The sequence below is a fragment of the Allostreptomyces psammosilenae genome (genome assembly GCF_013407765.1).
Lineage (GTDB): Bacteria > Actinomycetota > Actinomycetes > Streptomycetales > Streptomycetaceae > Allostreptomyces > Allostreptomyces psammosilenae.
In genome coordinates this window covers 981705-1003615 of sequence record NZ_JACBZD010000001.1, presented here as the reverse complement: position 1 = coordinate 1003615, position 21911 = coordinate 981705, and the positions used below count along the sequence as shown (strand labels likewise).

The window sequence follows — 21911 nt, the reverse complement described above, 5'->3', positions numbered from 1 at the left end:
GCTCTGCGGGGGCGGGGGTCACCATTCAGCGAACGAGCCGTCGGAGTGGCGCCACAGGGGGCCGTGCCAGTCCGGGGCACTGTCGTTCGCGCGGCGTACTGCCTGCTCGTCGACCTCGATGCCGAGGCCCGGGCCCAGCGGCCGGTTGATGTGTCCCTGGTCGAACCGGAAGACCGCAGGGTCGACCAGGTAGTCCAGGACCTCGGCGCCGGTGTTGTAGTGGATGCCGATGCTCTGTTCCTGGATGAGGAAGTTCGGTGTGCTGAAGGCGACCTGCAGGCTGGAGGCGAGGGAGATCGGGCCCAGCGGGCAGTGCGGGGCGAGCAGCACGTCGAAGGTCTCGGCCAGCGACGCCATGCGCCGTACCTCGGAGATGCCGCCCGCGTGGGAGAGGTCCGGCTGCAGCACGGCGATGCCGGCCTGCAGCGCGGGCAGCGCGTCGGTGCGCGAGAAGAGGCGCTCTCCGGTGGCGATGGGCACCGGAGAGGCCGCCACGATCTCGTGCAGGCGGTGGGCGTACTCCGGCAGGACGGGTTCCTCGACGAACAGCGGGTGCAGCGCGGCGAGTTCGGGCAGCACGCGGCGCGCGTTCGCGGTGGTGAACCGGCCGTGGAAGTCGATCGCGAAGTCCCGGTCGGGCCCCAGCACGTCGCGCGCGGTGGCGGCTCGCTCGACGACGGCGTGGACCTCGGCGGCGGTGGCCACCTTGCCGAACCGTCCACTGGCGTTCATCTTGACCGCTGTGAAGCCGGCGTCGACCTGCGCCTGGACGGCTTCGGCGATCTCGCCGGGTTCGTCGCCGCCCACCCAGCTGTAGGCGCGTACGCGGTCGCGCACGGGGCCGCCCAGCAGCACATGGACCGGCACGTCGAGGGCCTTGCCCGCGATGTCCCACAGGGCCTGGTCGATTCCGGCGACGGCGCTCGACAGAACGGGGCCGCCCCGGTAGAAGGTCCCCTTCGTCATGACCTGCCAGTGGTCCTCGATGCGCATCGGGTCCTGGCCGACGAGGTACTCGGCGAGTTCGTGCACGGCCGTGCGGACGGTGGCAGCCCGGCCCTCCACCACGGGCTCGCCCCAGCCCACCACGCCGTCGTCGGTCTCGACGCGGCAGAACAGCCAACGGGGCGGCACGGCGAAGGTCTCGATCCGGGTGATCCTCAAGGCGGGTGACTCCAAGGCGGGGAAGGGGAGAAGAGGGCGCGGACGGCTCACGAGGAGTTCTTCAGTACGCTCCATCCGCCGTCGACGACGAGGGATGCCCCGGTGACGAAGGACGCGTCGTCGCTGACGAGGAAGGCGATGGCGGCGGCGACCTCCTCGGGTCGGCCCAGTCGGCCCGCGGCGGTCTCGGCGGCGCTGGCCCGCCGGTCCTCCTCGCCGATGGCGTCCCAGGCCTGGGTCAGGACCGGGCCGGGCAGCACGCTGTTCACCCGGACCTGCCCGCCGTACTCGACGGCCAGCTGCCGGGCGAGGCCGGTCAGACCGGCCTTCGCGGCCGCGTAGGCCGGCCGCCCGGGCAGGCCGACCAGGGCGTGCACCGAGGAGACCAGAACGACGCTGCCGCCGCGGGCCCGCAGGTCGTCCAGGCAGGCCCGCACGCCGAGGAACGATCCGCTCAGGGTCACGGCGAGCTGCCGGTTCCACTGCTCGACGCTGGTCTCGTGGGCCGCCGCGACCCGGACCGCGTAGGCGTTGCTCACCAGGGCCCGAATCGGACCGAACGCCTGGCGGGCGGCGCGTGCCGTCCGCTCCCAGCAGGACTCGTCGGCGACGTCGCAGTGCTGGAACAGCGCCTCCCCGCCGTTCTCGCGGATGGCGGCCACGGCCTCTCCGGCGTCGGTGTCGATGTCGGCGAGGACCACGCGGGCGCCCTCGGCGGCGAGGCGGTGGGCCGTGGCGGCCCCGATGCCGGACGCGGCTCCGGTGACGAGCACGCACCGGTCGCCGAGGCGTTCCGAGAGGGTTACCCGCGCAGGGGGCATGGAGGTGACTCCTGTGGCCGCGAACAGGAAGGACGGCGCCATTAAATGTTAATTATCGACGCGCGCCAAGAGGTGCGGGGCGAAGGCGTCGGCCGGTGGTGCGGCGGACCGCCGTGACGGCGCGGGCCGGGCCGGGGCCGCCGGCTACCGCGTGGTGCCGTCCGCGTCGCAGTCGGTCAGCGGCTGCTGCCCGGGTGGTGGACGCTGAGGTCGCCGTAGGCCGACAGGACGGCGGCCGGGTCCCCGGGGGCGTCCCGCAGGGTGGCCTCCAGGAAGGCGAGCGTGGTCGCGGCGACGACGTGCGGGCTCTCGGTGCGGCCCAGGGAGCCGACGATCGAGGGCACGGGCGGCAGGTACAGGGGGCCGTCCATGAACGTGAGGTGTGCGGCGCCGGGGATGGTGAGCCGGTAGCTGGTCACGGTGTTGAGCTCGAGGACCTCGGTGAGGCGGGGTATGTAGTCGGGGTCGGTCTCCGGGGTGATCGCCTGGGTGAGCGCGAGCGCCGGCTGGTGCAGGGAGCGCGGGGTGGGGTCGTAGGGATAGCCGTCCAGATCGATGACGGCGTCGAACCGGCGGTCCTGGCGAGCCGCCTGCAGGGCGGAACCGCCACCGATGGAGTGGCCGGTCACCGCGGCCCGGCCGGTGTCCAGACGCCCGGTCAGCGGGCCCGCGATCTCGCCCCGGTCCAGACGGCCCAGCTGGGTCAGGACGAAGCTGAGGTCGGCGGCGCGAACCGTCGCCCAGCCGACGCCCAGCTCCTCGTCCTGGTCCGGGTCCCCGGTGGAGGCGACCTCGGTGTTGATCGTCCGGCCGTCGGCGAGGACGACGGCGGCGGAGTCGTACGGGTGGTCGAGGGCGGCGACCACATAGCCGTGGCTGGCCAGTTCCTCGGCCCAGGCGGTGTTCTGGGTGCGCACTCCGCCCAGCCCGGGCGAGAACAGCACGAGGGGGAACCGTCCGCTCCCGCCGGCCACCGGAGCGTCGAAGACGGAATGGGTGTGGGCACGCGGGACGCCGTCGACCAGGAAGCCGGGCAGGCCGACATAGCGGGCGAAGGCCTCGGAGACGGTGCGCGCCTCGCGCTCCGTGCGTCCCAGGTACTGGGCCCGCTGCGCGCTCGCGGGGCTCCGCTGCGCCGGATACCAGAGCTGGACCACGACCGTGCGCCGGTCGTGCGGGTCGGCGGTGGCGGTCTCGGGGCGGTGCGGATCGGTCCACTGCGCCACGTGGGTGCCGACCGCGAAGCGGCCCGAGGGTTCCGGGAACACGGGTACGGGGAAGGCCCAGGCGGCCACCGGACCCGTGGCGATCAGGCCGACGCAGGCCACCGACCCCGGCAACGCCAGCCACCATCGGGCCCGCCGCACCGTCCGGCCGGTACGGCGGCGCAGCAGGGGGGAGAGGGCGAACGGCAACGCGATGGCGGCGCCCGCCAGTACCGGCAGCACCTGCCAGCGGATTCCCACCGCACTCAGCACGATCGCGGACGGCACGAGAACCGCCGCCGCCCCGATCGTGACGCGTGGGCGGGCAGCGGGGGGAAGCCAGCGCGCCACCACCAGCGCGACGGCACCCAGCAAGGCGAGGAACTCCAGAGGGGACACGTACAGCCCCGCGATCGTCTCGGTCACCCGGCCATCCTCGGGGCGGGGCACGCGGTGCCACATCGATCCCGGGTCGCCCTCACGTGCAACCGGGATCGCAGTTGGAGGCATGCCGCCGGTGCCACCGCAGCGGCATCCGGGCACCTCGCCGTGCGACCGGAGTCGCAAGCCGGCACGCCGGGTGAACGGCCGCTTTGCGACCGCGGCAGGAAGCGGGACTCCTCCTGCGGTCGCACCTCGGCGCGGTGCCATCAGACGGTGGGCCCATGTGCTTCGCGAGCCGGCGGCCTACCGTGACAGGGCCGCGGTTCACGCCGGGGAGCGCGGGTGCCCTCCTCGTACCCGACCCGGCTCCGGCTGTACGCGGTGGTGGCCCTCGCCGGGGGCCACCACGATGCCGAATCGACAGGGACGTGTGATGACCGAGGCGGCCGCAGAGCCGGTCAGTGCCCACCCGGTGCGCTACCGGGACCGCGTGCGGCAGACGGGGACGGCCGTACGGCCGACAGGATGCGCCGCCCTGGCCCCCGTGCGAGCGGCGCGGCCGGGGAGAGCCGTCCGGCGCCGGGGCCTCCGGCTGCCACCCCTGGTGTGGGACTCGCTGCTGCCCGCGCTCCTCCTGCTCCACATCACGACCATGCGCGCCCCGCGGGAGCTGCCGGTGCTCGTGGCCCTCACCGCCGCCCTCGCGCTGCCCCTGGTGTGGCGGCGCCGGGCCCCGCTCACGGTGTTCGGCGCCGTGGCAGCCGCGGCCTCCGTGCAGTGGCTGATGGACGTCCAACTGCCGGCCGACATCGCCCTGCTGGTGGCGCTCCACACGGTGGCCGCGAACTCGGGCCGGCGCGGCACGCTCGTCGCCGCTGCCGTCGTGGAGGCGGGCGCCCTGCTGGCCGCTCTGCGCTGGGCGGCCGACGGCGCGTTCCTGACCCTCTTCGTCGCGCTGACCGCGATGGTCGTCGCCGCCGCCGTCCTCGGTGTGAACGCGCGGACCACGCGCGCCTACCTCGCCGCCGTGGAGGAACGGGCCGCACGCCTGGAGCAGCATCAGGACCAGCAGGCACGGCTGGCCGTCGCCGAGGAGAGGACACGCATCGCCCGGGAGATGCACGACATCGTCACCCACAACCTGTCCGTCATGGTCGCGCTCACCGACGCCGCCGTCTACGCGCAGCACCGGTCGCCCGACAGGGCAACCACCGCGATGCTCCAGATCTCCGAGACGGGCCGGCAGGCCCTGACCGACATGCGGCGCTCGTTGGGCATCCTGCGGGCCGACGAACCGGACGTGGAGCGCCATCCGATGCCCGGCATCGCACAACTGGAGACCCTCGCCGACCAGATGTGCGCCGCCGGGCTGCCGACCCGCCTCGAGGTCCGGGGCGGCCACGCGCACGTTCCCGCCACCGCACAACTGACCGTCTACCGCCTGGTACAGGAAGCCTTGACCAACACCCTCAAGCACACGCCCACCGGCACCCACGCGGAGGTCCGGGTGCTGTGCTCGGCCGAGACCGTCGAAGTGGACGTCACCGACAACGGCCCCTTCTCGCCACCTCCCGGCGCCACACCATCCGGCCACGGCATCCCCGGCATGCGCGAGCGCTCGGCGGCCTACGGGGGGAAGTTGCGGGCCGGGCCGCTTCCGGGCGGCGGCTGGGGAGTCCATACCCGCCTCATCCTCGGCGGCAGCGGAACGGCGGCCACATGACGATCCGCATCCTGATCGCCGACGACGAAGCGCTGCTCCGCATGGCCTTCAGCACGGTCCTGGAGGCCCAGCCCGACATGGCACCGGTCGGCGAAGCCGCGGACGGCGTCCAGGCCGTGCGCCTCGCCCGGGAGCTGCGCCCCGATGTCGTCCTCATGGACGTCCGGATGCCCGGGACCGACGGGATCGAGGCGACCCGGCAGGTCGTCCGGGTCTCCCCGCGGAGCAGGGTGCTGATCCTCACCACCTTCGACCTCGACGAATACGCCTTCGCCGGACTCAACGCCGGAGCCTCGGGCTTCCTGCTGAAGAACGCCAGGCCCGAGGAGTTGCTCACCGCGATACGCAGCGTCGCCGCCGGCGACGCCGTGGTCTCCCCGCGGATCACCCGCCGCCTGCTGGAGAACCTCCGCCCGCACATCCCCGACGGCGGCAGCGCCGCCCGCGACGAACGGCTGGACCGGCTCAGCACCCGTGAGCGCGAGGTGCTCGTCCAGGTGGGCCGCGGCCTGTCCAACACCGAGATCGCGGCCGCCCTGTGCCTCGCCGAGGCGACCGTGAAGTCCCATCTGGGGCGAATCCTGCAGAAGCTGGAACTCCGCGACCGGATACAGGCCGTGATCTTCGCCTACGAAAGCCGCCTCGTCCACCCGGCATGACGCCGTCGCCCGGGGCCGCCCACCCGTCTTGTCGGCGGCGCCGTGGATGATCGGCCGCATGACACGTGGTTCACGGGATGCCCTGCGCTCCCTCGCCCTGCAGCATCTGTCGCCTGAGGTTGCCGAGAAGTGGCTCGGTCTGCTCCGCCCCGGTGTACGTCTGGAGGCAGCGTCCGACCCTGACGGCGGCGTCGGTCGGCTCGGTGGCCTTCCCGCCCTGCCTGCCAGCGCGGAGTGGCCGGTCTGGGATGGCCACGGGCCGCTGTCCTTCATCGCCGCGGTCGACTGCGCGCGTCTGCCGGCGGCCGCGCTGGACATCGACCTGCCCGACGCGGGAACACTGCTGTTCTTCTACTTCGACGGGCAGGTGGACGGCGGCGAAGCTCTCGTTCTGGCCGAGGACCGAGACAGCTGGGCGGGCGCCCGCGTGCTCTACGTGGCGGCTGACGACGAGGTGGCGGAGCGTGACACGCCCCCGGGGCTCAAGCCGTATCCGACGGTGCCGCTGGCCGCTCGGGTGGAGATGACGGCGACCGAACCCTGGCATCCATCAGTGCGGGCCGCCTTCGCTCCGGGTGCCCCGATGGGGAACGGGTACAACCATTCCGTCTGCTCACAAGAGTTCCTCGACGCGCTGTGGGAGTTCGACGACGAGGTGGGACATCAGATCGGCGGCCACGCTCACTCGGTGCAGAACCCGGTGGAGATCGAGGTCGCGGAGGCGATCCTGGATGGCGAGGGTTCCTGGGGCGGTCCTCGCGTGTCCGAGGAGGTGGGCAACTGGGTGCTGTTGGCCCAGTTCGACAGCGAGGACGCCGCGGGCATGATGTGGGGCGACGGCGGAGCCCTGTACTGGCTGATCCGCCCGGAGGACCTGGCCGAGCGGCGCTTCGAGCGGGCGATGTTCACCTGGCAGTGCGGCTGATGACCACGGCACGTCCCGCCTGGGGAGTCCAGTACACGCTGACCCTGCCGAGCGAGGGCGCTGCCCGCGCCGCCGCGGCTGAGCTTTCGGGGATGCGGCACCGTCTGACGGCGGTGCGCGTCCACGATCACTTCCGGTTCGTTCCGTCGAGCTTCTGGTACGGCAGGCCGTCGACGGACCCGGAGCTGGAGGGGTGGTGGCAGGTCTTCTCGCTCGCCGTCTACAACGGGTACACACGCATGGCCCTCGAGCCGTTCCTGCGGAGTGAACGGATTCGAGTGGCCGCCGTGGGCCGCGCCCACGGCGGTTTCCAGCAGGGGTGCGGCGAAGGGCATGCTCCGACTCTCGAAGGAGTCTTCACAAGGGCCGGTCTGGTCCATGACCGGCCCGGTGCCGAGGTCGCCCTCCCCGATCCTCTGCCCGAGGATCCCCCGCGTCCTCCAGCCGGCCCACCGTGGAACTGCGGCGGAGAAGGCGAGCCGGCAGCGATGGTCCAAGCCGCAGTGGCCGTCGCGGGGCGCCTCTACGGCAGTGCGGAGGCTGCACCGGACGCCGTGGGGTGGCTGCTCGACGAGGAGTTCGCGTTCGGCGAGCCCTACGGGTCGACGGCTGAGTTCCTTGGTGATCTCGCGGATGCCGTAGCGCACCAGGGCACCTGCGCCGACGCCACGGTCGAGGCCGTCCCGTTCCTCACAGAGCTGGTCTGTGACGACAACGTCGCTCCAGGCAGCCGGTTGATGCTGCTCGGAGACCTGTTGCGGCTCGCCGCTTCAGGGCCGGCGGCGGCTGTCGCCCAAGCCGATCGCAGCACCGCACTGGGGCGTGCCTGGAAGGAGTCCGCCGCTGAGTACCTGACACGGCGGGCCATCGGCAGAGAGCTGCCGAGGCTGTTGTCCCGCTGGGGCGACGAGAGCGATGCCGTCCGGTTCGCTCTCGCCGCCCTCACGGCGCTCTGTGGCATTCGCGACCAACGCGTACTCGCAGGACTGGCCGCGCTCCCGGCTCCGGCAGGCAGCTCCCGCGCCGATGTCGTGTCGCTCGTGGCAGCGCTGCTCGGCGATGACCGAGAAGACTTGGTGACGATCCTTGGCCGGGTGGCCTCCTGGCTGCCCAGTGTTGCGGAGGAGGCCGCCAGCCCGAACGTGGCTCCCCAGACTCTGGGACTGGCCGTCCTTCCGGGCCTCGTCCTCGAAGACGTGATGTCAGGAATCGCAGCACAGCGTGATCTGCCATGAGTGCGTCACCGGTGCCGGCCGGCGCGGTCGCCGGGGCGGGGCGCCGCGCCGGGGGCGGGTCAGCCGGTGGCGAGGAGCTGGAGCGTGTCGATCACGCGGTTGGAGAAGCCCCACTCGTTGTCGTACCACGCGACCACCTTGACGTGGCGGCCGTCGACGCGGGTGAGGGCCGAGTCGAAGATCGACGAGGCGGGGTTGCCGGTGATGTCGGACGACACCAGCGGGTCCTCCGAGTACTCGAGGATGCCGGCGAGCGGCCCCTCCGCCGCGGCGCGGTAGGCGGCCAGCACGTCGTCGCGCGTCACGTCGCGGGCGACGGTCGTGTTGAGTTCGACGATCGAGCCCACCGGCACCGGGACGCGGATCGAGTCGCCCGACAGCTTGCCGTCGAGGTTCGGCAGCACCAGGCCGATCGCCTTGGCGGCGCCGGTGGTGGTCGGCACGATGTTGATGCCGGCGGCCCGGGCGCGGCGGGCGTCGCGGTGCGGGCCGTCCTGGAGGTTCTGCTCCTGGGTGTAGGCGTGCACCGTCGTCATGAACCCGTGCTCGATGCCGGCGAGATCGTCGAGGACCGCGGCCAGCGGCGCGAGCGCGTTGGTGGTGCAGGAGGCGTTCGAGACGATCGTGTGCACGGCCGGGTCGTAGGCGTCGGTGTTGACCCCGAACGCGAGCGTGACGTCGGCGCCGTCCGACGGCGCGCTGACGAGCACCTTCCTCGCGCCCGCGTCGAGGTGGGCGCTGGCGGCCTTGGCCGAGGTGAAGCGGCCGGTGGCCTCCAGGACGATGTCGACGCCGAGTTCGGCCCACGGCAGCCGCGCCGGTTCGCGCTCGGCCGTCACCGTGATCCGACGGCCGTCGACGACGAGGGCGTCCCCGTCGACGGTCACCGGGCGCCCGAGCCGGCCGGCCGTGCTGTCGTAGGCGAGCAGCCGGGCGAGAGTGGCGGGCTCCGTCAGGTCGTTGACGGCGACGATCTCGAGGGTGCTGTCGCGCTCCAGCAGTGCGCGCAGCACGTTGCGTCCGATGCGGCCGAACCCGTTGATGGCGATGCGAGTCATGAGTGGTGTCCCTTCCTTTCCCCACCAGGCTCGCCCGCGGCCGGCGCCGCTGACAGTGGCGGGATCGCCATGGTTCAAAAGGATCCGGCCACGCGGTGCCGGGCGGGTCAGTCGCCCCGGGTGAAGGTGCGCCGGTACTCGCTCGGTGTGGTGCCGAGGATGCGCTGGAAGTGCAGGCGCAGGTTCGCGCCGGTGCCGAGCCCGACGTCGGCGGCGATCTGTTCGACGCTGCGCTCCGAGCGTTCGAGGAGTTCGCGGGCCAGGTCGACGCGGGCGCGCATCACCCACTGCATCGGCGTGTAGCCGGTCTCCTCGACGAAGCGCCGGGAGAACGTGCGCGGCGACACCCCGGCCTGCCGCGCCAGTACGTCGAGGGTGAGGGGCTCGCCGAGCCGGTGCAGCGCCCACTCGCGGGTGGCGGCGAACCGCTCGCCGAGCGGCTCGGGGACGCTGCGCGGCACGTACTGGGCCTGGCCGCCGCTGCGGTAGGGGGCCGCCACCAGGCGCCGGGCCGCGTGGTTGGACGCGGCCACTCCGAGGTCGCCGCGCAGGATGTGCAGGCACAGGTCGATGCCGGAGGCGGCGCCGGCCGAGGTGAGCACGCTGCCCTCGTCGACGAACAGCACGTTCTCGTCGACCCGGACGAGCGGATGCCTGGCCATCAGCGCCCGCGTGTAGTGCCAGTGCGTCGTGGCGCGCCTGCCGTCGAGCAGGCCCGTGGCGGCGAGCGCGAAGGCGCCCGTCGAGATGGCGGCGAGCCGCGCGCCCCGGTCGTGGGCGGCGATCAGCGCCTCGATGACGGCCCGCGGCGGGTCGTCGCGGTCGGGGAACCGGTAGCCCGGGACGAAGACGATGTCGGCCCACGCGAGCGCGTCGAGGCCGTCGGCCACGTGGTACGCGAGGCCGTCGCCGCCGGTCACGAGACCGGGTGCCGCCCCGCACACCCGCACCTCGTACGGCATGCTCGCGCGGGTCGTGAAGACCTGGGCGGGAATTCCGACATCGAGTGGCTTCGCACCCTCCAGCACGAGGACGGCGACGCGACGCAGACGGTTTCCAGGCACGGCAGGAGACTACGCGGGGCGCCGCACCGGCACGCCCACCGCTCGGGCCGGGCGGACACGACCGCCGGTCAGGGGCTTGATCAGCGGCCGGCGCCAGGCGGCCCGTAGTGCGTGGGCACCAGGGCGGGTGAGCGGCTGGTCCGGGTGCACCAGGCCAGGACGGTTGCCGGGGACGATGCCCGCCGGGGCTCCGCGGGGGGAGTGTGGGGGCGCGCGGGATCTCGCGCATCCCTCATGTCCCGTGGTGTCTGGAGTGATCAGCAAGTGACCGATTTCCCTTGTCGGATCGGAGGGTCGGCCTTCCGGCGGCGCCGGCTGGTGGACGGCCTGCGGCCGGGTGCCCTGGCACCGGCCGGGGAGCAGGAAGACCTCCCGGTGCGCGGCACCGGTTCGCGGAGGGCGTTCGACCTGTGGGACGGGCGCCGGTGAAGAGGACGCCGTTGTCCGACGCCGTGGTCTCCCCGGTCCGCCTCGGGTGGCCGTCGATCGGTGCCCTCGGCATCCTGGCGCTGGCCCTCGGCACGTTGCAGTCGGTGGTGGAGCCCGCGCTCCCGCTGCTGCAGCGCGAGCTGGGGGTCAGTCCTGCCGAAGGGGCTCTGATCGGCAACGCGTTGCTCGTCACTGGTGCGGTCATCGCCCCTGTCGCGGGCAAACTCGGCGACCGCTACGGCGGGAAGCGGGTACTGGTCCGGCTGATGGCCGTGGTCTCGGTGGGTGGTCTGCTGGCCGGCCTGGCGCCGAACCTGCCGGTGCTGCTGCTCGGTCAGGTGCTGCAGGGCGTCATGGTGGGTGCGCTGCCCCTCTCCTTCATCCTGGTGCGCAAACACCTCACGGCAGGAGAGTCGCAGGCGGCGATCGGCCTGGTCGTCGCGCTGTTCACGGGCGGCAGCATGGTGGGGACGCTGTTGGCCGGGCCGATCGCGGAAGGACTGTCCTGGCAGTGGATGTTCGCGCTGCCGACGATCGCGATCGTCGTGACGACGTCGGCCGTGGCTCGGCTGGTGCCGCACGATCCGCCGATCCGATCGGAGGACGGGATCGACTGGCCCGGCGCGGTCCTGCTGAGTGGCACGTTGCTCGCGTTCATGCTCGGGCTCGTGACGGTGACGAGGGACGGCGTGCCACCACTCGCGGTCGGCGCCATCGCGGTGGTCGTGGCCGCCCTCGCGACCGGGTGGGTCGTCGTCGAGCGCCGGGCGGCCTCGCCGATGGTCGATCTGCGGATGCTGGCCAAGCCGGCGATGTGGAACGCGTGTGCGCTGACCTTCGTCATCACCACCGGTTCCGGCATGGTGATCCTTCTCCTCCCCCAGCTGTTCGCGGTCTCCGCCGACGAGTACGGCTTCGGAGCCAGCACCACCGACATCGGACTGTTCCTGCTGCCCGGCGCCATCGCCGGGGCGGTGAGCGATTCGGTCGGCGGGATCGCGGCGCGGCGTTTCGGTCCGCGTGCCGTGGTCGTCGTGGGCACCGTCGTCACCGCGGTCACGATGATCGCCCTGGCGTCGCTGCACACCGCGGAATGGCAGCTCGTCCTCGCGAGGGTGCTGACCGCGTTCGCCGCGGGCGTCGGTACCACGGCGTTGCTCGCCGGCACCGCCACCGCCATCGAGACCAAGGACGTCGGCATCGCCACCAGCCTGCTCGTGGTCACTCGCGTGATCGGCGTCGCCCTCGGCGCCCAGGTAGCCGGCGCGATCCTCGACGCCGGGGCGGAGCCGATCACGGGCCAGCCGGCCGAATCGGCCTTCGTCACGGGGTTCGTCGTCGCCGGCCTCGTCGCCGCGTTGTCACTGCTCGTCGTCCGTGTCACGAGAGAAGGAGTCAAGGCATGACGCCTACCGGTCCGTCGATGGACGTGGGTACCACCGCGAGGCGCGCGGTTCTGATCTCCGGGGCCAGCATCGCCGGACCCGCGCTGGCGTACTGGCTGCACCGGTCCGGGTGCGCGGTCACGGTGGTGGAGAAGGCAGGCGCACCGCGCGACGGTGGTTACCCGATCGACGTCCGCGGTACCGCGATGGAGGTGGTCCGGCGGATGGGGATACTGCCGCAACTGCGGGACGCGCACGTCGACTCGCGTCGCTGCACCTTCCTCGACGCCGATGGCGGTGAGGTGGCCTCGCTCACCCCGGGCGCCGTCACGGGCGGTGTCGAGGGACAGGACCTCGAGGTGCGTCGGGGGGATCTGGCCGCGATCCTCCACGCGAGGGTCCGCGACGACGTGGAGTTCCTGTTCGACGACTCCATCGACACCCTCGACCAGTCCGGACAGGGGGTCGACGTCGCTTTCCGCAGTGGGCGACGGCGCACGTTCGACCTGGTGGTCGGCGCCGACGGTGTGCACTCGCGTACCCGGGAGTCGGTGTTCGGCCCGGAAGAACGGTTCCACCACCACCTCGGGTACTGCTTCGCCGTATTCACCATGCCGAACACCTTCGGGCTCTCCCGCGAGGTCGTGGTGTGGAACACCCCGGGGAAGGCCGCGGCCCTCTACGCCGTCGGGGACAGCGACGAGCTACACGCCTTCTTGGCCTTCCACCGACCGGAACCGCCGGTCGACGCCCTCCGGAACCCCGACGCCCAGCGGGAACTGGTCGCCACGACCTTCGCGGGCGCGGGCTGGGAGGTCCCCGGCATGATCGACGCCATGCGCGACGCGGACGACGTGTTCTTCGACACGGCCGGTCAGATCCGCATGCCGCGCTGGTCCAACGGTCGCGTCGGGCTCGTCGGCGACGCCGCGTACGCGCCCTCGTTCCTCACCGGACAGGGCACGAGCCTTGCGCTGGTCGGTGCCTACGTGCTCGCCGACGCCCTGGCCGGGCACCGGGACCACACCGCGGCCTTCGCCGCGTACGAACGGGGCGTACGCGCGTTCGTGACCATGAACCAGGCACTGGTCGGCAACGGTGCGGCCACGCTCTTCCCCACCACGGCGCGGGCCCTGGAGCAGCGCAACACCATGCTGCGCGGCCTCGTCACGATGCCCTCCGCGACGGCACGACCGGCCCACTCGGCCCTCACGCTGCCCGAACTCGCCCCGACGCCGTGACCTGACTACGACGGGCGGTCCGCGTCGCCGTCGGGGGCGGCGCGGACCAGGCCCGTCCGGTAGGCGATGACGACGAGCTGCGCCCGGTCGCGGGCCTCCAGCTTCGTCATGGCGCGCTGCACGTGGGCGCGGACGGTGAAGGGGCTGAGGAACATCCGCTCGGCGATCTCCTGGTTGGACAGGCCGGACGCGACCAGAGCCACCATCTCGCGCTCGCGCGGGGTGAGCACGGCGAGCCGTTCGGCGTGCCGCGGCGGGACCGCCTCCGGTGTGGCGAGGAAACGGGCGACCAGGGCGCGGGTGGCCGCCGGGGACAGCAGGGTGTCGCCGTCGGCGATCGTACGCACGGCGTCCGCCAGGTCCTCGGCCCCGATGCCCTTGCCGATGAAGCCGCCGGCCCCCGCGCGCAGCGCCTGAGCGACGTACTCGTCGGTCTCGTAGGTGGTGAGGATCAGGATGCGGGTGGCCCGCAGTTCCGGGTCCGCGCAGATCTGCGACGTGGCGGCGAGCCCGTCCACCTCGGGCATGCGGATGTCCATGACCACCACGTCCGGGCGCAGCTCCCGGGTGAGTCCCACCGCCTCCCTGCCGTCGGCGGCCTCGCCGACCACGGTGATGTCGTCGGCGCTGTCGAGCAGCATGCGGAAGGCACCGCGCAGCAGGGCCTGGTCGTCCGCGAGCAGCACCCTGAGCGTCACGGCGTGTCCCCGGCCTTTCCGTCGTCGCCCGTCCGTTCGTCGCCCGGCTGTTCGTCACCTGTCACCGCGTCCGGCGTGCGTCCCCCGGTGGTCGTCGCTCCGTCCGGCCCGCGCGTCGCGTGTTTGGCAGGTGGGAGGGGCAGCTGGGTGGAGACGAGGAAACCGCCCTCCGGGCGTCCGCCCGCGAAGAGGTGTCCCCCGACCGCGGTGGCACGTTCCCGCATCCCGATCAGACCGTAACCGGCCGGACGCTCCGGCACGGTGGACGCGCCCGGCCCCGGGGACGCGGTCGGCCCGGGGGACGCGGTCGGCGCCGTGGCGGTGCCCTTCCCGTCGTCGGTGACGGTGATGGTCACGCGATCGCGGTTCCAGGTGAGGCGCACCTCGGCGCTACCGGTGCCGGCGTGTTTGGTCACGTTGGTCAGGGCCTCCTGGACGATGCGGTAGGCGGTGAGGTCCACTCCCGGCGGCAGCGGCCTCGGCGTGCCGTCGTGGTGTACCGACACCTCCAGACCTGCGCGGCGGAAGGAGTCGAGGAGCGTAGGGAGCCGGGCGAGTCCGGGCGCCGGTTCGGCGGGCATGGCCGCGTCCCCGGACTGGCGCAGCAGGCCGACCGTGGCCCGCAGTTCGTCGAGCGCGTCGGCGGTGGTTGCGACGAGCTCCTGGAGGCTCCTGCGGGTCTGCTCCGGGCGGGTGTCGAAGAGGTGCGCGGCGACCGTGGCCTGCGCGTTGGCCAAGGTTATCTGATGGGCCACCAGGTCGTGCAGTTCGCGGGCGATGCGCAGGCGTTCCTCGGCCACCCTCCGGCGCGCCTCGCTGTCCCGGCCCTCCTCGGCCCGCCGGGCCCGCTCCTCCACGGCCGCCAGGTAGGCCCGTCGGTTGCGCACCGAGTGTCCGAGCAGGCCGGCCGCCGGCGGGAACACCGCCACCACTGCCATCCTGCTCGCGTCCGCCCACGAGAGGTCCTCGAACCAGGGGATGGGCGCGACCAGCGCCGCGGAAGCGATCAGCACCGCGCTCGCCGCCCGCCGTTCGGTGCGCGCGGCGAGCGCGTAGGAGTAGGCGGTGATCACGGCGGGGGCCACGATGAGCGGGGTGAGCAGGAGGCCCAGGGGCGGCACCAGCACGCCGACCGCGGTCGTGGCCGCCAGGGCGGACAGGGGTGCCCGGTGCCGCACGGGCAACACGGCACACGACACCACGGCGATGATGTAGGCGGGCGCGGGCGGCGCTGACAGCGTGTCGTCGACCCGCATCACCCCGCCGAGCAGACAGCACGCGAACGCCGTCGCCGTGATCGCCGCCTCCCGCCACCACGCGCCGCGTGGCGGCGGACCACCGCCCCCCGTGTTCGTCATGGCCGGCTCAGTCCCGGCCGGCGGGGAGCCGACGCACCGCTGCGTCGGGCCCGGTCGCGGAGGCCGGGACACGCCTGCTCAGTGCCTCGCCCTCGATATCGACATTCGGCAGCACACGGTTCAGGATACGGGGCGGCCACCAGGTGCCTGGCTGGTCGGGCGGTCTCGGCTGCCGGTCCGTCGCCTGGCCGGCCCCGGCCTGCCGTGCCCCGCCACCCCCGTCGCCGAAGCGCCGCCCGCGTCGGGTCGGAGGAGCCCGACGCGGGCGGCGGCGGGTCATGGCCGGGCGGCGAGGGCCTCGACCTCGAACAGCACGTCGGGCGTGGCCAGGCCGGCGACGCCGATGAGGGTCTGCGTGGGCGGTTTCGTGCCCCAGCGCTCCCGCACGGCCCCGGCGATCGGCCCGAGCTTGCTGACGTCGTGGTCCACCACGTACGTCCTGAGCTGGACGACGTGGCCGAGGTCGAGCCCATGGGCGGCGAGGGCGACGCCGATGTTGTGGAACGTCTGCTTCACCTGCTCGGCGAAGTCGGTCGAGACGACCGAGCCGTCCGGGCCCGATCCGTACTGGCCGGCGACGAGCACCAGTTCGGTGCCCGCGGGGACGGCGGCGGTGTGGCTGTAGCCGAACGGGACCGGGTCGTGCAGACCGTCGGGATTGACGATGGCGTGTGCCATGTGGACCACCTCTCGTGTGGGACGGGTCCCTGTCGTCCGCCAAGCCTTCCAGCGAATCGTGACATCGTGTGTCGTGTATTCCGGTAGTGTTTTCGGGTGCGCGCCGACCGCCTCGTATCGCTGGTTCTGCTGCTGCGACAGCACGGTCGGATGTCCGCGGCCACGCTGGCCCGCGAGCTGGAGGTGTCCACCCGCACCGTGCTGCGCGACATCGAGGCGCTGTCCGCGGCCGGCGTCCCGGTCTACGCCGAACGCGGCCGGCACGGCGGGTTCGCGTTGCTGCCCGGTTTCCAGACGGAGCTCACCGGGCTGAACCACGACGAGGCGCTCGCCCTGCTGGTCGCCGGATCGCGGCGCGGCGCGCAGGCGTTCGGCCTCGGCTCGGCGCTCGCCTCGGCCATGCGCAAGGTGGTCGACGCGCTGCCCGAGAGCTCGCGGGCCACCGCGGCCGAAGCGGCCCGGCGACTGCTCATAGACCCGGAGACCGACCTCCTCTCGCGCCGGCTGGTCGCCGAGGAGGTGCCCGACGCCCTGGTGGCCGAGGTCCGGCGCGCGGTGGTCGCCGGACACCGGCTGCGCATCCACTACGCGGCCGTGGACCAGCCCCCGAGGTGGCGCACGGTGGACCCGGTCGGCCTGGTCACCGTGCGCGGCCAGGGCTACCTGCTGGCCACGCGCTCCGGCGTGGACCGCACCTACCGGCTGTCCCGCGTCCTGGCCGCCGAGGAGCTCGACGAACCGGCGCGGCGACCGGAGCGGGTCGATCTGGACCGGGCCTGGCGGGAGCGCAGCACGCGGTTCCGGACCGGCGGCGAACAGGTCACCGTGCTGGTACGGGTGGACCCGGCGCGGCGGGAGGAGCTGGTGGGCACCGCGCTGTCCGTCCGCGACGAAGCGGCCGACGCGGACGGCTGGCTGCGGCTGGAGGCGGCCTTCCAGGACTCCAGGCACGCCGAGTGGGCGCTGTGGCAGCTCGCCACCGGCGCGGAGGCCCTGTCCCCGCAGTGGTTGCGCGACCGGCTGCGCGACCGCGCCGCCGCGATCGCCGCCTGCTACGGAGGCTCGTACGGCGCGTCGTCACCCCCTGGACAAATCCGCCCAATATTGTCCGAAATAGATCATGTGTGAGCGGTCTCCGTCGCCGTGGCGACGCGGACGCGCGAGCTGATCCCCCTGCCTACAGCACCGACCTGGACGACGGCGTCCAGCAGCCGGAGGTTCCGTATGACCGTACGTTGGGTTCCTCGGCCGTTGCCCTCGCGCGGCTCCTGGCGGCCGTGGCGCAGAAGGGTTCTCACCACCGGCCTCGTCACGGCGGCGCTGCTCACAATGGGGTGCCCCGCCGTCGCCGACCAGGGGCCGCACGGGGCGGAGTGCTTCGGCCGCCCGGCGACCATCACCGGTGCCGGCACCATCAGCGGGACCCCGGGCGACGACGTCATCGTCGGCTCGGCCGGCGACGACGTGATCGACGGCCTCGGCGGCGACGACCGCGTCTGCGCGCTGTCGGGGGCGGACACCATCGCCGGAGGGCTCGGCGACGACCGGATCGATGCCGGACCCGGCGACGACCTGGCGCAGGGCGACGTGATCCGCGAGAGCGGCGACGCGGTGGGCGGGGGCGACGACCTGCTCGTGATGGGCGACGGCGACGACCTCGGCTCGGGCGACAGCGTCGCCTTCAACGGCGATGCCTCGGGCGGAGGCCACGACCGGATCACCGCCGGGCCGGGAGACGACCAGATGGCGGGAGACAGCACCTCCTTCACGGGCGCGGCCTCGGGCGCGGGGGACGACGTCATGCACGGCGGGCCGGGTGTCGACGGGCTGAGGGGCGACAGCAACGCGCTCCTGCGCGCGTGCGACACCCCGACCTGCGACACCACCGGGTCCGGCGGCGACGATCACCTCGACCTCGGAACGGACGGCGGTCTCCTGGTCATCGGCGACCACAACACGTTCTCACCGGGTGCCACGGCGATCGGTGCCGGCGAGGACGTGATCCTCGGCGGGGCCGCCGGTGAGCTGCTGGTCGGCGACAGTTCCGCGGACAACGCCCCGGTCGCCCGGGGTGACGTGATCAAGGGGCGCGCCGGGGACGACACGCTCTTCGGCGACAACGTCGACGTCGACGCCACCCGGACCGTCGGCACCGCCGGCGGGCGGGACCGTCTCGAGGGCGGCGGCGGGGACGACACGCTGCGCGCCGGGCCGGCCGACGACTTCCTCGACGGAGGCCCGGACGTCGACTTCTGCGACGGCGAAGCGGGCGGTGACGACGTCGCCGTGCGGTGCGAGACGGTCAGCGCCGCCTGCGAACCGTCGCGTCGCGGGTCGACGCCTCCGGGCGGGCCGGCGGAGGCCGTCTGAAGGGGGGCGCCCGGCCGTGGGACACGGCGCACCCAGGCAGGGGGACGGCTCCACGGGGGCCGTCCCCCCTGTCGCGCCACCCTGACCGCCGCACCGCTTCACCCGGGTGGCGGAGTCACCACGGCGCCCGTGTGGCGGGCCGGCCCCCGCGATGGTGAGGTGGCGGTGTCAGGCGCGCTCTGTGCGACTGGGCGCAGAGGGTTGTCCGGCCCGACAGCTTGGAGGCATCGTGCGGAAGACGATGACGACGATGGTGATCAGCCTCGTGCTGGCGTTCGGCGGCGCGGCACCGGCCGTCGCACAGCCCCCGGCCGGTGCCGGCGCGGTGGTGGCGACGCACACCGTGTCCACGAGCGCCGATGCGGCGGAGGACGGTGACAACGACGGCGGCGGCGGCAACGCCGGGTTGTGGGGGCTGTTGGGTCTCCTGGGCCTCCTCGGCCTGATCCCCAAGCGCTCCCGCCAGTCCGGCACCACCACGCCCGGTGGCCAGGGATACCGGTAAGCCCGGCAACACCGGTGGGCCCGCACAGCCGCTCCTGACGAGAGGACCGAGGTCGTGACGCCGGTGGGGGCCGCGAGGCGCCGGCGAAGACGGTGGACACCGCCGGCCACGCCTCGCACCCCCGCCTCGGCCCTCGTCAGGAGCACCGGTCGCCGGCCGGGCGGGCCGCCTTCGGGCCGGCCCCGGGGGGGAATCGGCCAGGCCGTCCAAGGGGGCGACCAGGCGCACGCGGTGCTGTCCGCTGGCCGCGGCGTACCGGTCAACGGGCCACGCCACCGGCGAACGGCATCGTCCGCCACTGGTCGACCGCCGGCGTCAGGTACTCCACCAAGGGGGGCAGTTGCGGCGCGAGCGCGAGGCAGGCGACGGCCCGCAGCATTCCCACGGCGTTCACGAAGCCCAGGACGGCCTCGTCCAACGGCCGCATGCCGTTGCGCCGCGCGCCGCGGTTGTAGGCGGATTCGAGCGCGGGCCCGAGAGCGGCCAGGTCCCACTCGACGGGGCCCAGGGTGACCAGCTCGAAATCGGCGTAGAGGTCCCGCTCCACCCCCGGGAAGATGTTCGCGGGCGGGGAGTCGCCGTGGACGGGCTGGAGCTCGATCCCCGGGAACCTCTCCTCGAACGCGGCGCGTGAGCGCACCAGGGGCTCCAGGACCCGCCACTCGCGGCGGGCGCGCTCCAGATCGGCCGGCCCGATGAGGTCGGGGCGCTCTCCCAGCCGGGCGAGGCTTTCCGTGACGAATCGCGGTTCGGCCGCGGACAGGAACGACAGTCGGCCCGGGTACGCGCGCAGCGCGGCGTGCAGGTCGGCCACGCTCTCCGCGTTCGCCGCGTAGTCGGGCTTCCTGTCCCGGTCTTCCTCGACGAACTGCCAGAACGTCATGGAGAACCCGTCGCGCCGAACGGGTTCCGCCGCCACGAGGGGGCTGGGAGGGATCACGGGGGTTCCCTGCTCCGCGAGCCATCGCGTCACGTCCAGTTCCGCCTGCTGCCGACGGGCGAGCGAATCGAGGTCCACGTCGGGCGGCAGCACGGTGGGGATCCGCGCCACCACCGGCGAGGGCGCGAGGTGGACGACGACGGAGAACAGGTCGTGGAGCACCGTGGCATCGGTCACGGCGAGTCCGAGACCGCGCCCCGCACCGACAGCCGCGTCCACCGCGGCGGAGGTGCGGCGGGCGATGTGCCGCGGTGTCAGGAAATCGGCCATGCCCCGATCATCGCACGCCACCGGGTGAGCGGAACGACGGCCCACCCGGGCAGTTGAACATGTTCAGGAAGCGGGCTAGCCTGCGCCCATCCAAAGAGTCGAACATGTTCAACTCGTCGAGGAGGGGGCCGGCATGCCCGACCGTGCCGCAGCTGAACGATCCGACCCGGCCGAACCCGCCGCCACGCCCACGCCTACGCCCGCACCCACCCCCGCCCCGCCCCCGGGTGAGGAGGCCCCCACGCCCCGCGGCGCCGAGACCCGCCGACTGATCCTGGACGTCGCGCTGCGCCTGTTCGCCGAACAGGGCTACGACCGCACCACGATGCGCGCCATCGCCCAGGCCGCCGGACTCTCCCCGGCCAACGCCTACTACTACTTCTCCGGCAAGGAAGCACTGGTCGGGGAGTTCTACGCCGAGGTGGTGCGCCGTCACCGCGACGCCGCCACCCCCGCGCTGAGGGAGTGCGAGCACCTCGCCGACCGGCTACGGGCGGTGCTGCACACCGGCATCGACGTCAACGCCCCCTACCACCCCTTCGCGGCCACCTTCCTGCGCTCCGCGATCGTGCCCACCTCGCCGGCGAGCCCGTTCAGCCCCGCCTCCACACGCGCCCGCACCACCGCCGTCGCCCTGTTCGCCGACGTCCTCGACGGCTGCACACCGCGCCTGGACCCCGCGCTGCGCGCCCGGCTGCCGGAACTGCTGTGGCTGGCACACCTCGGCATCACGCTGTACTGGGTGCACGACGACTCGCCCGGCCAGACCCGGACCCGCGCCCTGGTGGACACGGCGGCTCCACTGATCGCCCGGCTGGTCCGCCTGTCCCGGCTGCCCGTCCTGCGGTCGGTGGTGGCCGACGCCCTCGCCCTGGTCGACACGCTGCGCCGCCGATGAACACCCTCACCACGGCCACCGTCCACGCCCTGGTCGCGCTCGGGATGCTCGCCGTCGTCCCGCTGGGCCTGCGGCTGGTCCCCGACGAGCCGGCCCTGCGCCGACTGCGCCTGCCCTGGCTGCTGGGCGCCGTCGCCGGCGCCACCTCCCTCTGGCTGCCCGCCGGCCCCGGTGCCGCCGCGCTCGCCGGCGGCTACGCCCTCGCCGCGGCCGCCCTCGCGCTGCTCGCGGCGCGCCGGCTGCTCCGCCGGACGCGCCGACCGGGACCGAGCGCGGCCGAACTGGCCCTGGCCACCGCCTGGACCTGCCCGCTCGTGGCCGCCATCGCGCTGGTGCCCGAACGAGCGGGAACGCCCTTCCTCGGCTTCGGCACCGCCATACTCGCCCTGACCGTGGCCCATTTCCACTACGCCGGCTTCGCCGCGGCCCTGGTCGCCGCCCTCGCCGCGGGCCTCCACCCCACCGACGCCGCCACGCCACCCCGCCCGGCCACCCGGCTGGCAGCCCTCAGCGTGCCGGGCGGCACGCTCACGGTGCTGGCCGGATACTTCGTCTCCGAGTTCGTGGAACTGCTCGGGGCACTCTGGCTGACCGCGGGGATGTGGCTGGTCGCGTGGCACACCTGGCGACACCAAGCCCCCGCGGCCCCCCGGCCGCTCACCCGCGCCATGCTGGCCGTCTCGGCGATCAGCCTCCTGGTCACCATGCCGCTGGCCCTGTGGTGGGCGGTCGGCGAGGCGTACGCCCTGCCCCGGCCCGGCCTGGGATGGATGGTCGCCACCCACGGCGTGGGCAACGCCCTCGGCTTCGCCCTCTGCGCCGTCCTCGCCCACACCCGGCTCACCCGACGCCCAACGCCCTGACCCCTCCCGGCCCCGCACCACCGCCCCCAGCCCTCCCC

General features: G+C 73.4%; 20 protein-coding genes. 11 read left to right on the top strand and 9 right to left on the bottom strand.

Annotated elements, in window-relative coordinates:
- Positions 1 to 18 precede the first annotated feature (18 nt).
- From dgoD to FHU37_RS03955, 3 genes are all read right to left on the bottom strand, one after another.
- Positions 19 to 1164 carry a galactonate dehydratase gene (gene dgoD / locus FHU37_RS03965; protein ID WP_179812837.1) on the bottom strand — a complete coding sequence of 382 codons (1146 nt, stop codon included), beginning with the start codon at positions 1162 to 1164 and terminating at the stop codon, positions 19 to 21.
- 47 nt (positions 1165 to 1211) lie between these two features.
- Positions 1212 to 1985: an SDR family NAD(P)-dependent oxidoreductase gene (locus FHU37_RS03960; protein WP_179812836.1), complete on the bottom strand. Its 774-nt coding sequence runs from the start codon at positions 1983 to 1985 to the stop codon at positions 1212 to 1214.
- A gap of 176 nt (positions 1986 to 2161) precedes the next feature.
- Positions 2162 to 3652, bottom strand: a complete 1491-nt coding sequence (locus tag FHU37_RS03955) for an alpha/beta hydrolase family protein (RefSeq protein WP_179812835.1) — start codon at positions 3650 to 3652, stop codon at positions 2162 to 2164.
- Positions 3653 to 4007: 355 nt separating this feature from the next.
- Between FHU37_RS03955 and FHU37_RS03950 the strand changes: the two genes are divergently transcribed.
- Genes FHU37_RS03950 through FHU37_RS03935 form a run of 4 tightly spaced genes read left to right on the top strand, consistent with a single transcriptional unit; the run spans position 4008 to position 8116 of the window.
- Positions 4008 to 5297 (top strand): sensor histidine kinase, encoded by a 1290-nt coding sequence (locus tag FHU37_RS03950; RefSeq protein ID WP_179812834.1) that lies wholly within the window; start codon positions 4008 to 4010, stop codon positions 5295 to 5297.
- Positions 5294 to 5956 carry a response regulator gene (locus FHU37_RS03945; RefSeq protein ID WP_179812833.1) on the top strand — a complete coding sequence of 221 codons (663 nt, stop codon included), beginning with the start codon at positions 5294 to 5296 and terminating at the stop codon, positions 5954 to 5956. Before FHU37_RS03950 ends, FHU37_RS03945 begins: the two co-directional genes overlap by 4 nt.
- Before the next feature lie 58 nt (positions 5957 to 6014).
- Positions 6015 to 6881, top strand: coding sequence for a YwqG family protein (locus tag FHU37_RS03940; protein WP_179812832.1), 867 nt, complete (start codon positions 6015 to 6017; stop codon positions 6879 to 6881).
- Entirely contained in the window at positions 6881 to 8116 is a 1236-nt protein-coding gene (locus tag FHU37_RS03935) for a hypothetical protein (protein ID WP_218903929.1), read from the top strand. Before FHU37_RS03940 ends, FHU37_RS03935 begins: the two co-directional genes overlap by 1 nt.
- Before the next feature lie 59 nt (positions 8117 to 8175).
- On the opposite strand, the gene gap is transcribed toward FHU37_RS03935, so the two are convergent.
- Entirely contained in the window at positions 8176 to 9174 is a 999-nt protein-coding gene (gap, locus tag FHU37_RS03930) for a type I glyceraldehyde-3-phosphate dehydrogenase (protein WP_179812830.1), read from the bottom strand.
- A 107-nt stretch (positions 9175 to 9281) separates the two neighbouring features.
- Positions 9282 to 10238, bottom strand: a complete 957-nt coding sequence (locus FHU37_RS03925; RefSeq protein WP_179812829.1) for a GlxA family transcriptional regulator — start codon at positions 10236 to 10238, stop codon at positions 9282 to 9284.
- Positions 10239 to 10678: 440 nt separating this feature from the next.
- On the opposite strand from FHU37_RS03925, the gene FHU37_RS03920 reads away from it, so the two are divergent.
- Together FHU37_RS03920 and FHU37_RS03915 are read left to right on the top strand one after the other, a co-directional pair.
- Entirely contained in the window at positions 10679 to 12073 is a 1395-nt protein-coding gene (locus tag FHU37_RS03920; protein ID WP_179812828.1) for an MFS transporter, read from the top strand.
- Positions 12070 to 13293, top strand: coding sequence for an FAD-dependent monooxygenase (locus tag FHU37_RS03915; protein WP_179812827.1), 1224 nt, complete (start codon positions 12070 to 12072; stop codon positions 13291 to 13293). The genes FHU37_RS03920 and FHU37_RS03915 overlap by 4 nt, the downstream gene beginning before the upstream one ends.
- Positions 13294 to 13298: 5 nt before the next feature.
- Here the strand turns inward: FHU37_RS03915 and FHU37_RS03910 are convergent, their stop codons facing one another.
- From FHU37_RS03910 to FHU37_RS03900, 3 genes are all read right to left on the bottom strand, one after another.
- Positions 13299 to 13991, bottom strand: a complete 693-nt coding sequence (locus FHU37_RS03910; protein ID WP_179812826.1) for a response regulator transcription factor — start codon at positions 13989 to 13991, stop codon at positions 13299 to 13301.
- The gene (locus tag FHU37_RS03905) at positions 13988 to 15349 is read right to left on the bottom strand and encodes a sensor histidine kinase (RefSeq protein ID WP_179812825.1); all 1362 of its coding nucleotides are present in this window, start codon (positions 15347 to 15349) and stop codon (positions 13988 to 13990) included. The genes FHU37_RS03910 and FHU37_RS03905 overlap by 4 nt, the downstream gene beginning before the upstream one ends.
- A 276-nt stretch (positions 15350 to 15625) precedes the next feature.
- A complete protein-coding gene (locus FHU37_RS03900; RefSeq protein WP_179812824.1) occupies positions 15626 to 16027 on the bottom strand; it encodes a RidA family protein in 402 nt (133 codons plus the stop codon).
- Positions 16028 to 16123: 96 nt separating this feature from the next.
- Here FHU37_RS03900 and FHU37_RS03895 point away from each other — a divergent pair, with 96 nt between their 5' ends.
- From FHU37_RS03895 to FHU37_RS03885, 3 genes are all read left to right on the top strand, one after another.
- A complete protein-coding gene (locus FHU37_RS03895; RefSeq protein WP_179812823.1) occupies positions 16124 to 17155 on the top strand; it encodes a helix-turn-helix transcriptional regulator in 1032 nt (343 codons plus the stop codon).
- Positions 17156 to 17251: 96 nt separating this feature from the next.
- Complete coding sequence (locus FHU37_RS03890) at positions 17252 to 18397, top strand: calcium-binding protein (RefSeq protein WP_179812822.1); 1146 nt, start codon at positions 17252 to 17254, stop codon at positions 18395 to 18397.
- Positions 18398 to 18647: 250 nt separating this feature from the next.
- Positions 18648 to 18902 carry a hypothetical protein gene (locus FHU37_RS03885; protein WP_179812821.1) on the top strand — a complete coding sequence of 85 codons (255 nt, stop codon included), beginning with the start codon at positions 18648 to 18650 and terminating at the stop codon, positions 18900 to 18902.
- 259 nt (positions 18903 to 19161) lie between these two features.
- Here FHU37_RS03885 and FHU37_RS03880 read toward each other — a convergent pair whose 3' ends face one another.
- Entirely contained in the window at positions 19162 to 20112 is a 951-nt protein-coding gene (locus FHU37_RS03880; RefSeq protein ID WP_179812820.1) for an aminoglycoside phosphotransferase family protein, read from the bottom strand.
- Between the two features lie 133 nt (positions 20113 to 20245).
- On the opposite strand from FHU37_RS03880, the gene FHU37_RS03875 reads away from it, so the two are divergent.
- Both FHU37_RS03875 and FHU37_RS03870 read left to right on the top strand, forming a co-directional pair.
- Positions 20246 to 21010 carry a TetR/AcrR family transcriptional regulator gene (locus tag FHU37_RS03875; protein ID WP_179812819.1) on the top strand — a complete coding sequence of 255 codons (765 nt, stop codon included), beginning with the start codon at positions 20246 to 20248 and terminating at the stop codon, positions 21008 to 21010.
- Positions 21007 to 21873: a YndJ family transporter gene (locus FHU37_RS03870; protein ID WP_179812818.1), complete on the top strand. Its 867-nt coding sequence runs from the start codon at positions 21007 to 21009 to the stop codon at positions 21871 to 21873. The genes FHU37_RS03875 and FHU37_RS03870 overlap by 4 nt, the downstream gene beginning before the upstream one ends.
- Positions 21874 to 21911 lie beyond the last annotated feature (38 nt).

What these genes read in the sequence shown, in the direction of transcription:
- FHU37_RS03935 (WP_218903929.1), top strand. Translation starts at nt 6,881, where the DNA reads ATGACCACGGCACGTCCCGCCTGGGGAGTCCAGTACACGCTGACCCTG.
- FHU37_RS03940 (WP_179812832.1), top strand. Translation starts at nt 6,015, where the DNA reads ATGACACGTGGTTCACGGGATGCCCTGCGCTCCCTCGCCCTGCAGCAT.
- FHU37_RS03870 (WP_179812818.1), top strand. Translation starts at nt 21,007, where the DNA reads ATGAACACCCTCACCACGGCCACCGTCCACGCCCTGGTCGCGCTCGGG.
- FHU37_RS03880 (WP_179812820.1), bottom strand. Translation starts at nt 20,112, where the DNA reads ATGGCCGATTTCCTGACACCGCGGCACATCGCCCGCCGCACCTCCGCC.
- FHU37_RS03955 (WP_179812835.1), bottom strand. Translation starts at nt 3,652, where the DNA reads ATGTGGCACCGCGTGCCCCGCCCCGAGGATGGCCGGGTGACCGAGACG.
- FHU37_RS03875 (WP_179812819.1), top strand. Translation starts at nt 20,246, where the DNA reads ATGCCCGACCGTGCCGCAGCTGAACGATCCGACCCGGCCGAACCCGCC.
- gap (WP_179812830.1), bottom strand. Translation starts at nt 9,174, where the DNA reads ATGACTCGCATCGCCATCAACGGGTTCGGCCGCATCGGACGCAACGTG.
- FHU37_RS03960 (WP_179812836.1), bottom strand. Translation starts at nt 1,985, where the DNA reads ATGCCCCCTGCGCGGGTAACCCTCTCGGAACGCCTCGGCGACCGGTGC.
- FHU37_RS03950 (WP_179812834.1), top strand. Translation starts at nt 4,008, where the DNA reads ATGACCGAGGCGGCCGCAGAGCCGGTCAGTGCCCACCCGGTGCGCTAC.
- FHU37_RS03905 (WP_179812825.1), bottom strand. Translation starts at nt 15,349, where the DNA reads ATGACGAACACGGGGGGCGGTGGTCCGCCGCCACGCGGCGCGTGGTGG.
- FHU37_RS03915 (WP_179812827.1), top strand. Translation starts at nt 12,070, where the DNA reads ATGACGCCTACCGGTCCGTCGATGGACGTGGGTACCACCGCGAGGCGC.
- FHU37_RS03945 (WP_179812833.1), top strand. Translation starts at nt 5,294, where the DNA reads ATGACGATCCGCATCCTGATCGCCGACGACGAAGCGCTGCTCCGCATG.
- FHU37_RS03890 (WP_179812822.1), top strand. Translation starts at nt 17,252, where the DNA reads ATGACCGTACGTTGGGTTCCTCGGCCGTTGCCCTCGCGCGGCTCCTGG.
- FHU37_RS03900 (WP_179812824.1), bottom strand. Translation starts at nt 16,027, where the DNA reads ATGGCACACGCCATCGTCAATCCCGACGGTCTGCACGACCCGGTCCCG.
- FHU37_RS03885 (WP_179812821.1), top strand. Translation starts at nt 18,648, where the DNA reads ATGGTGATCAGCCTCGTGCTGGCGTTCGGCGGCGCGGCACCGGCCGTC.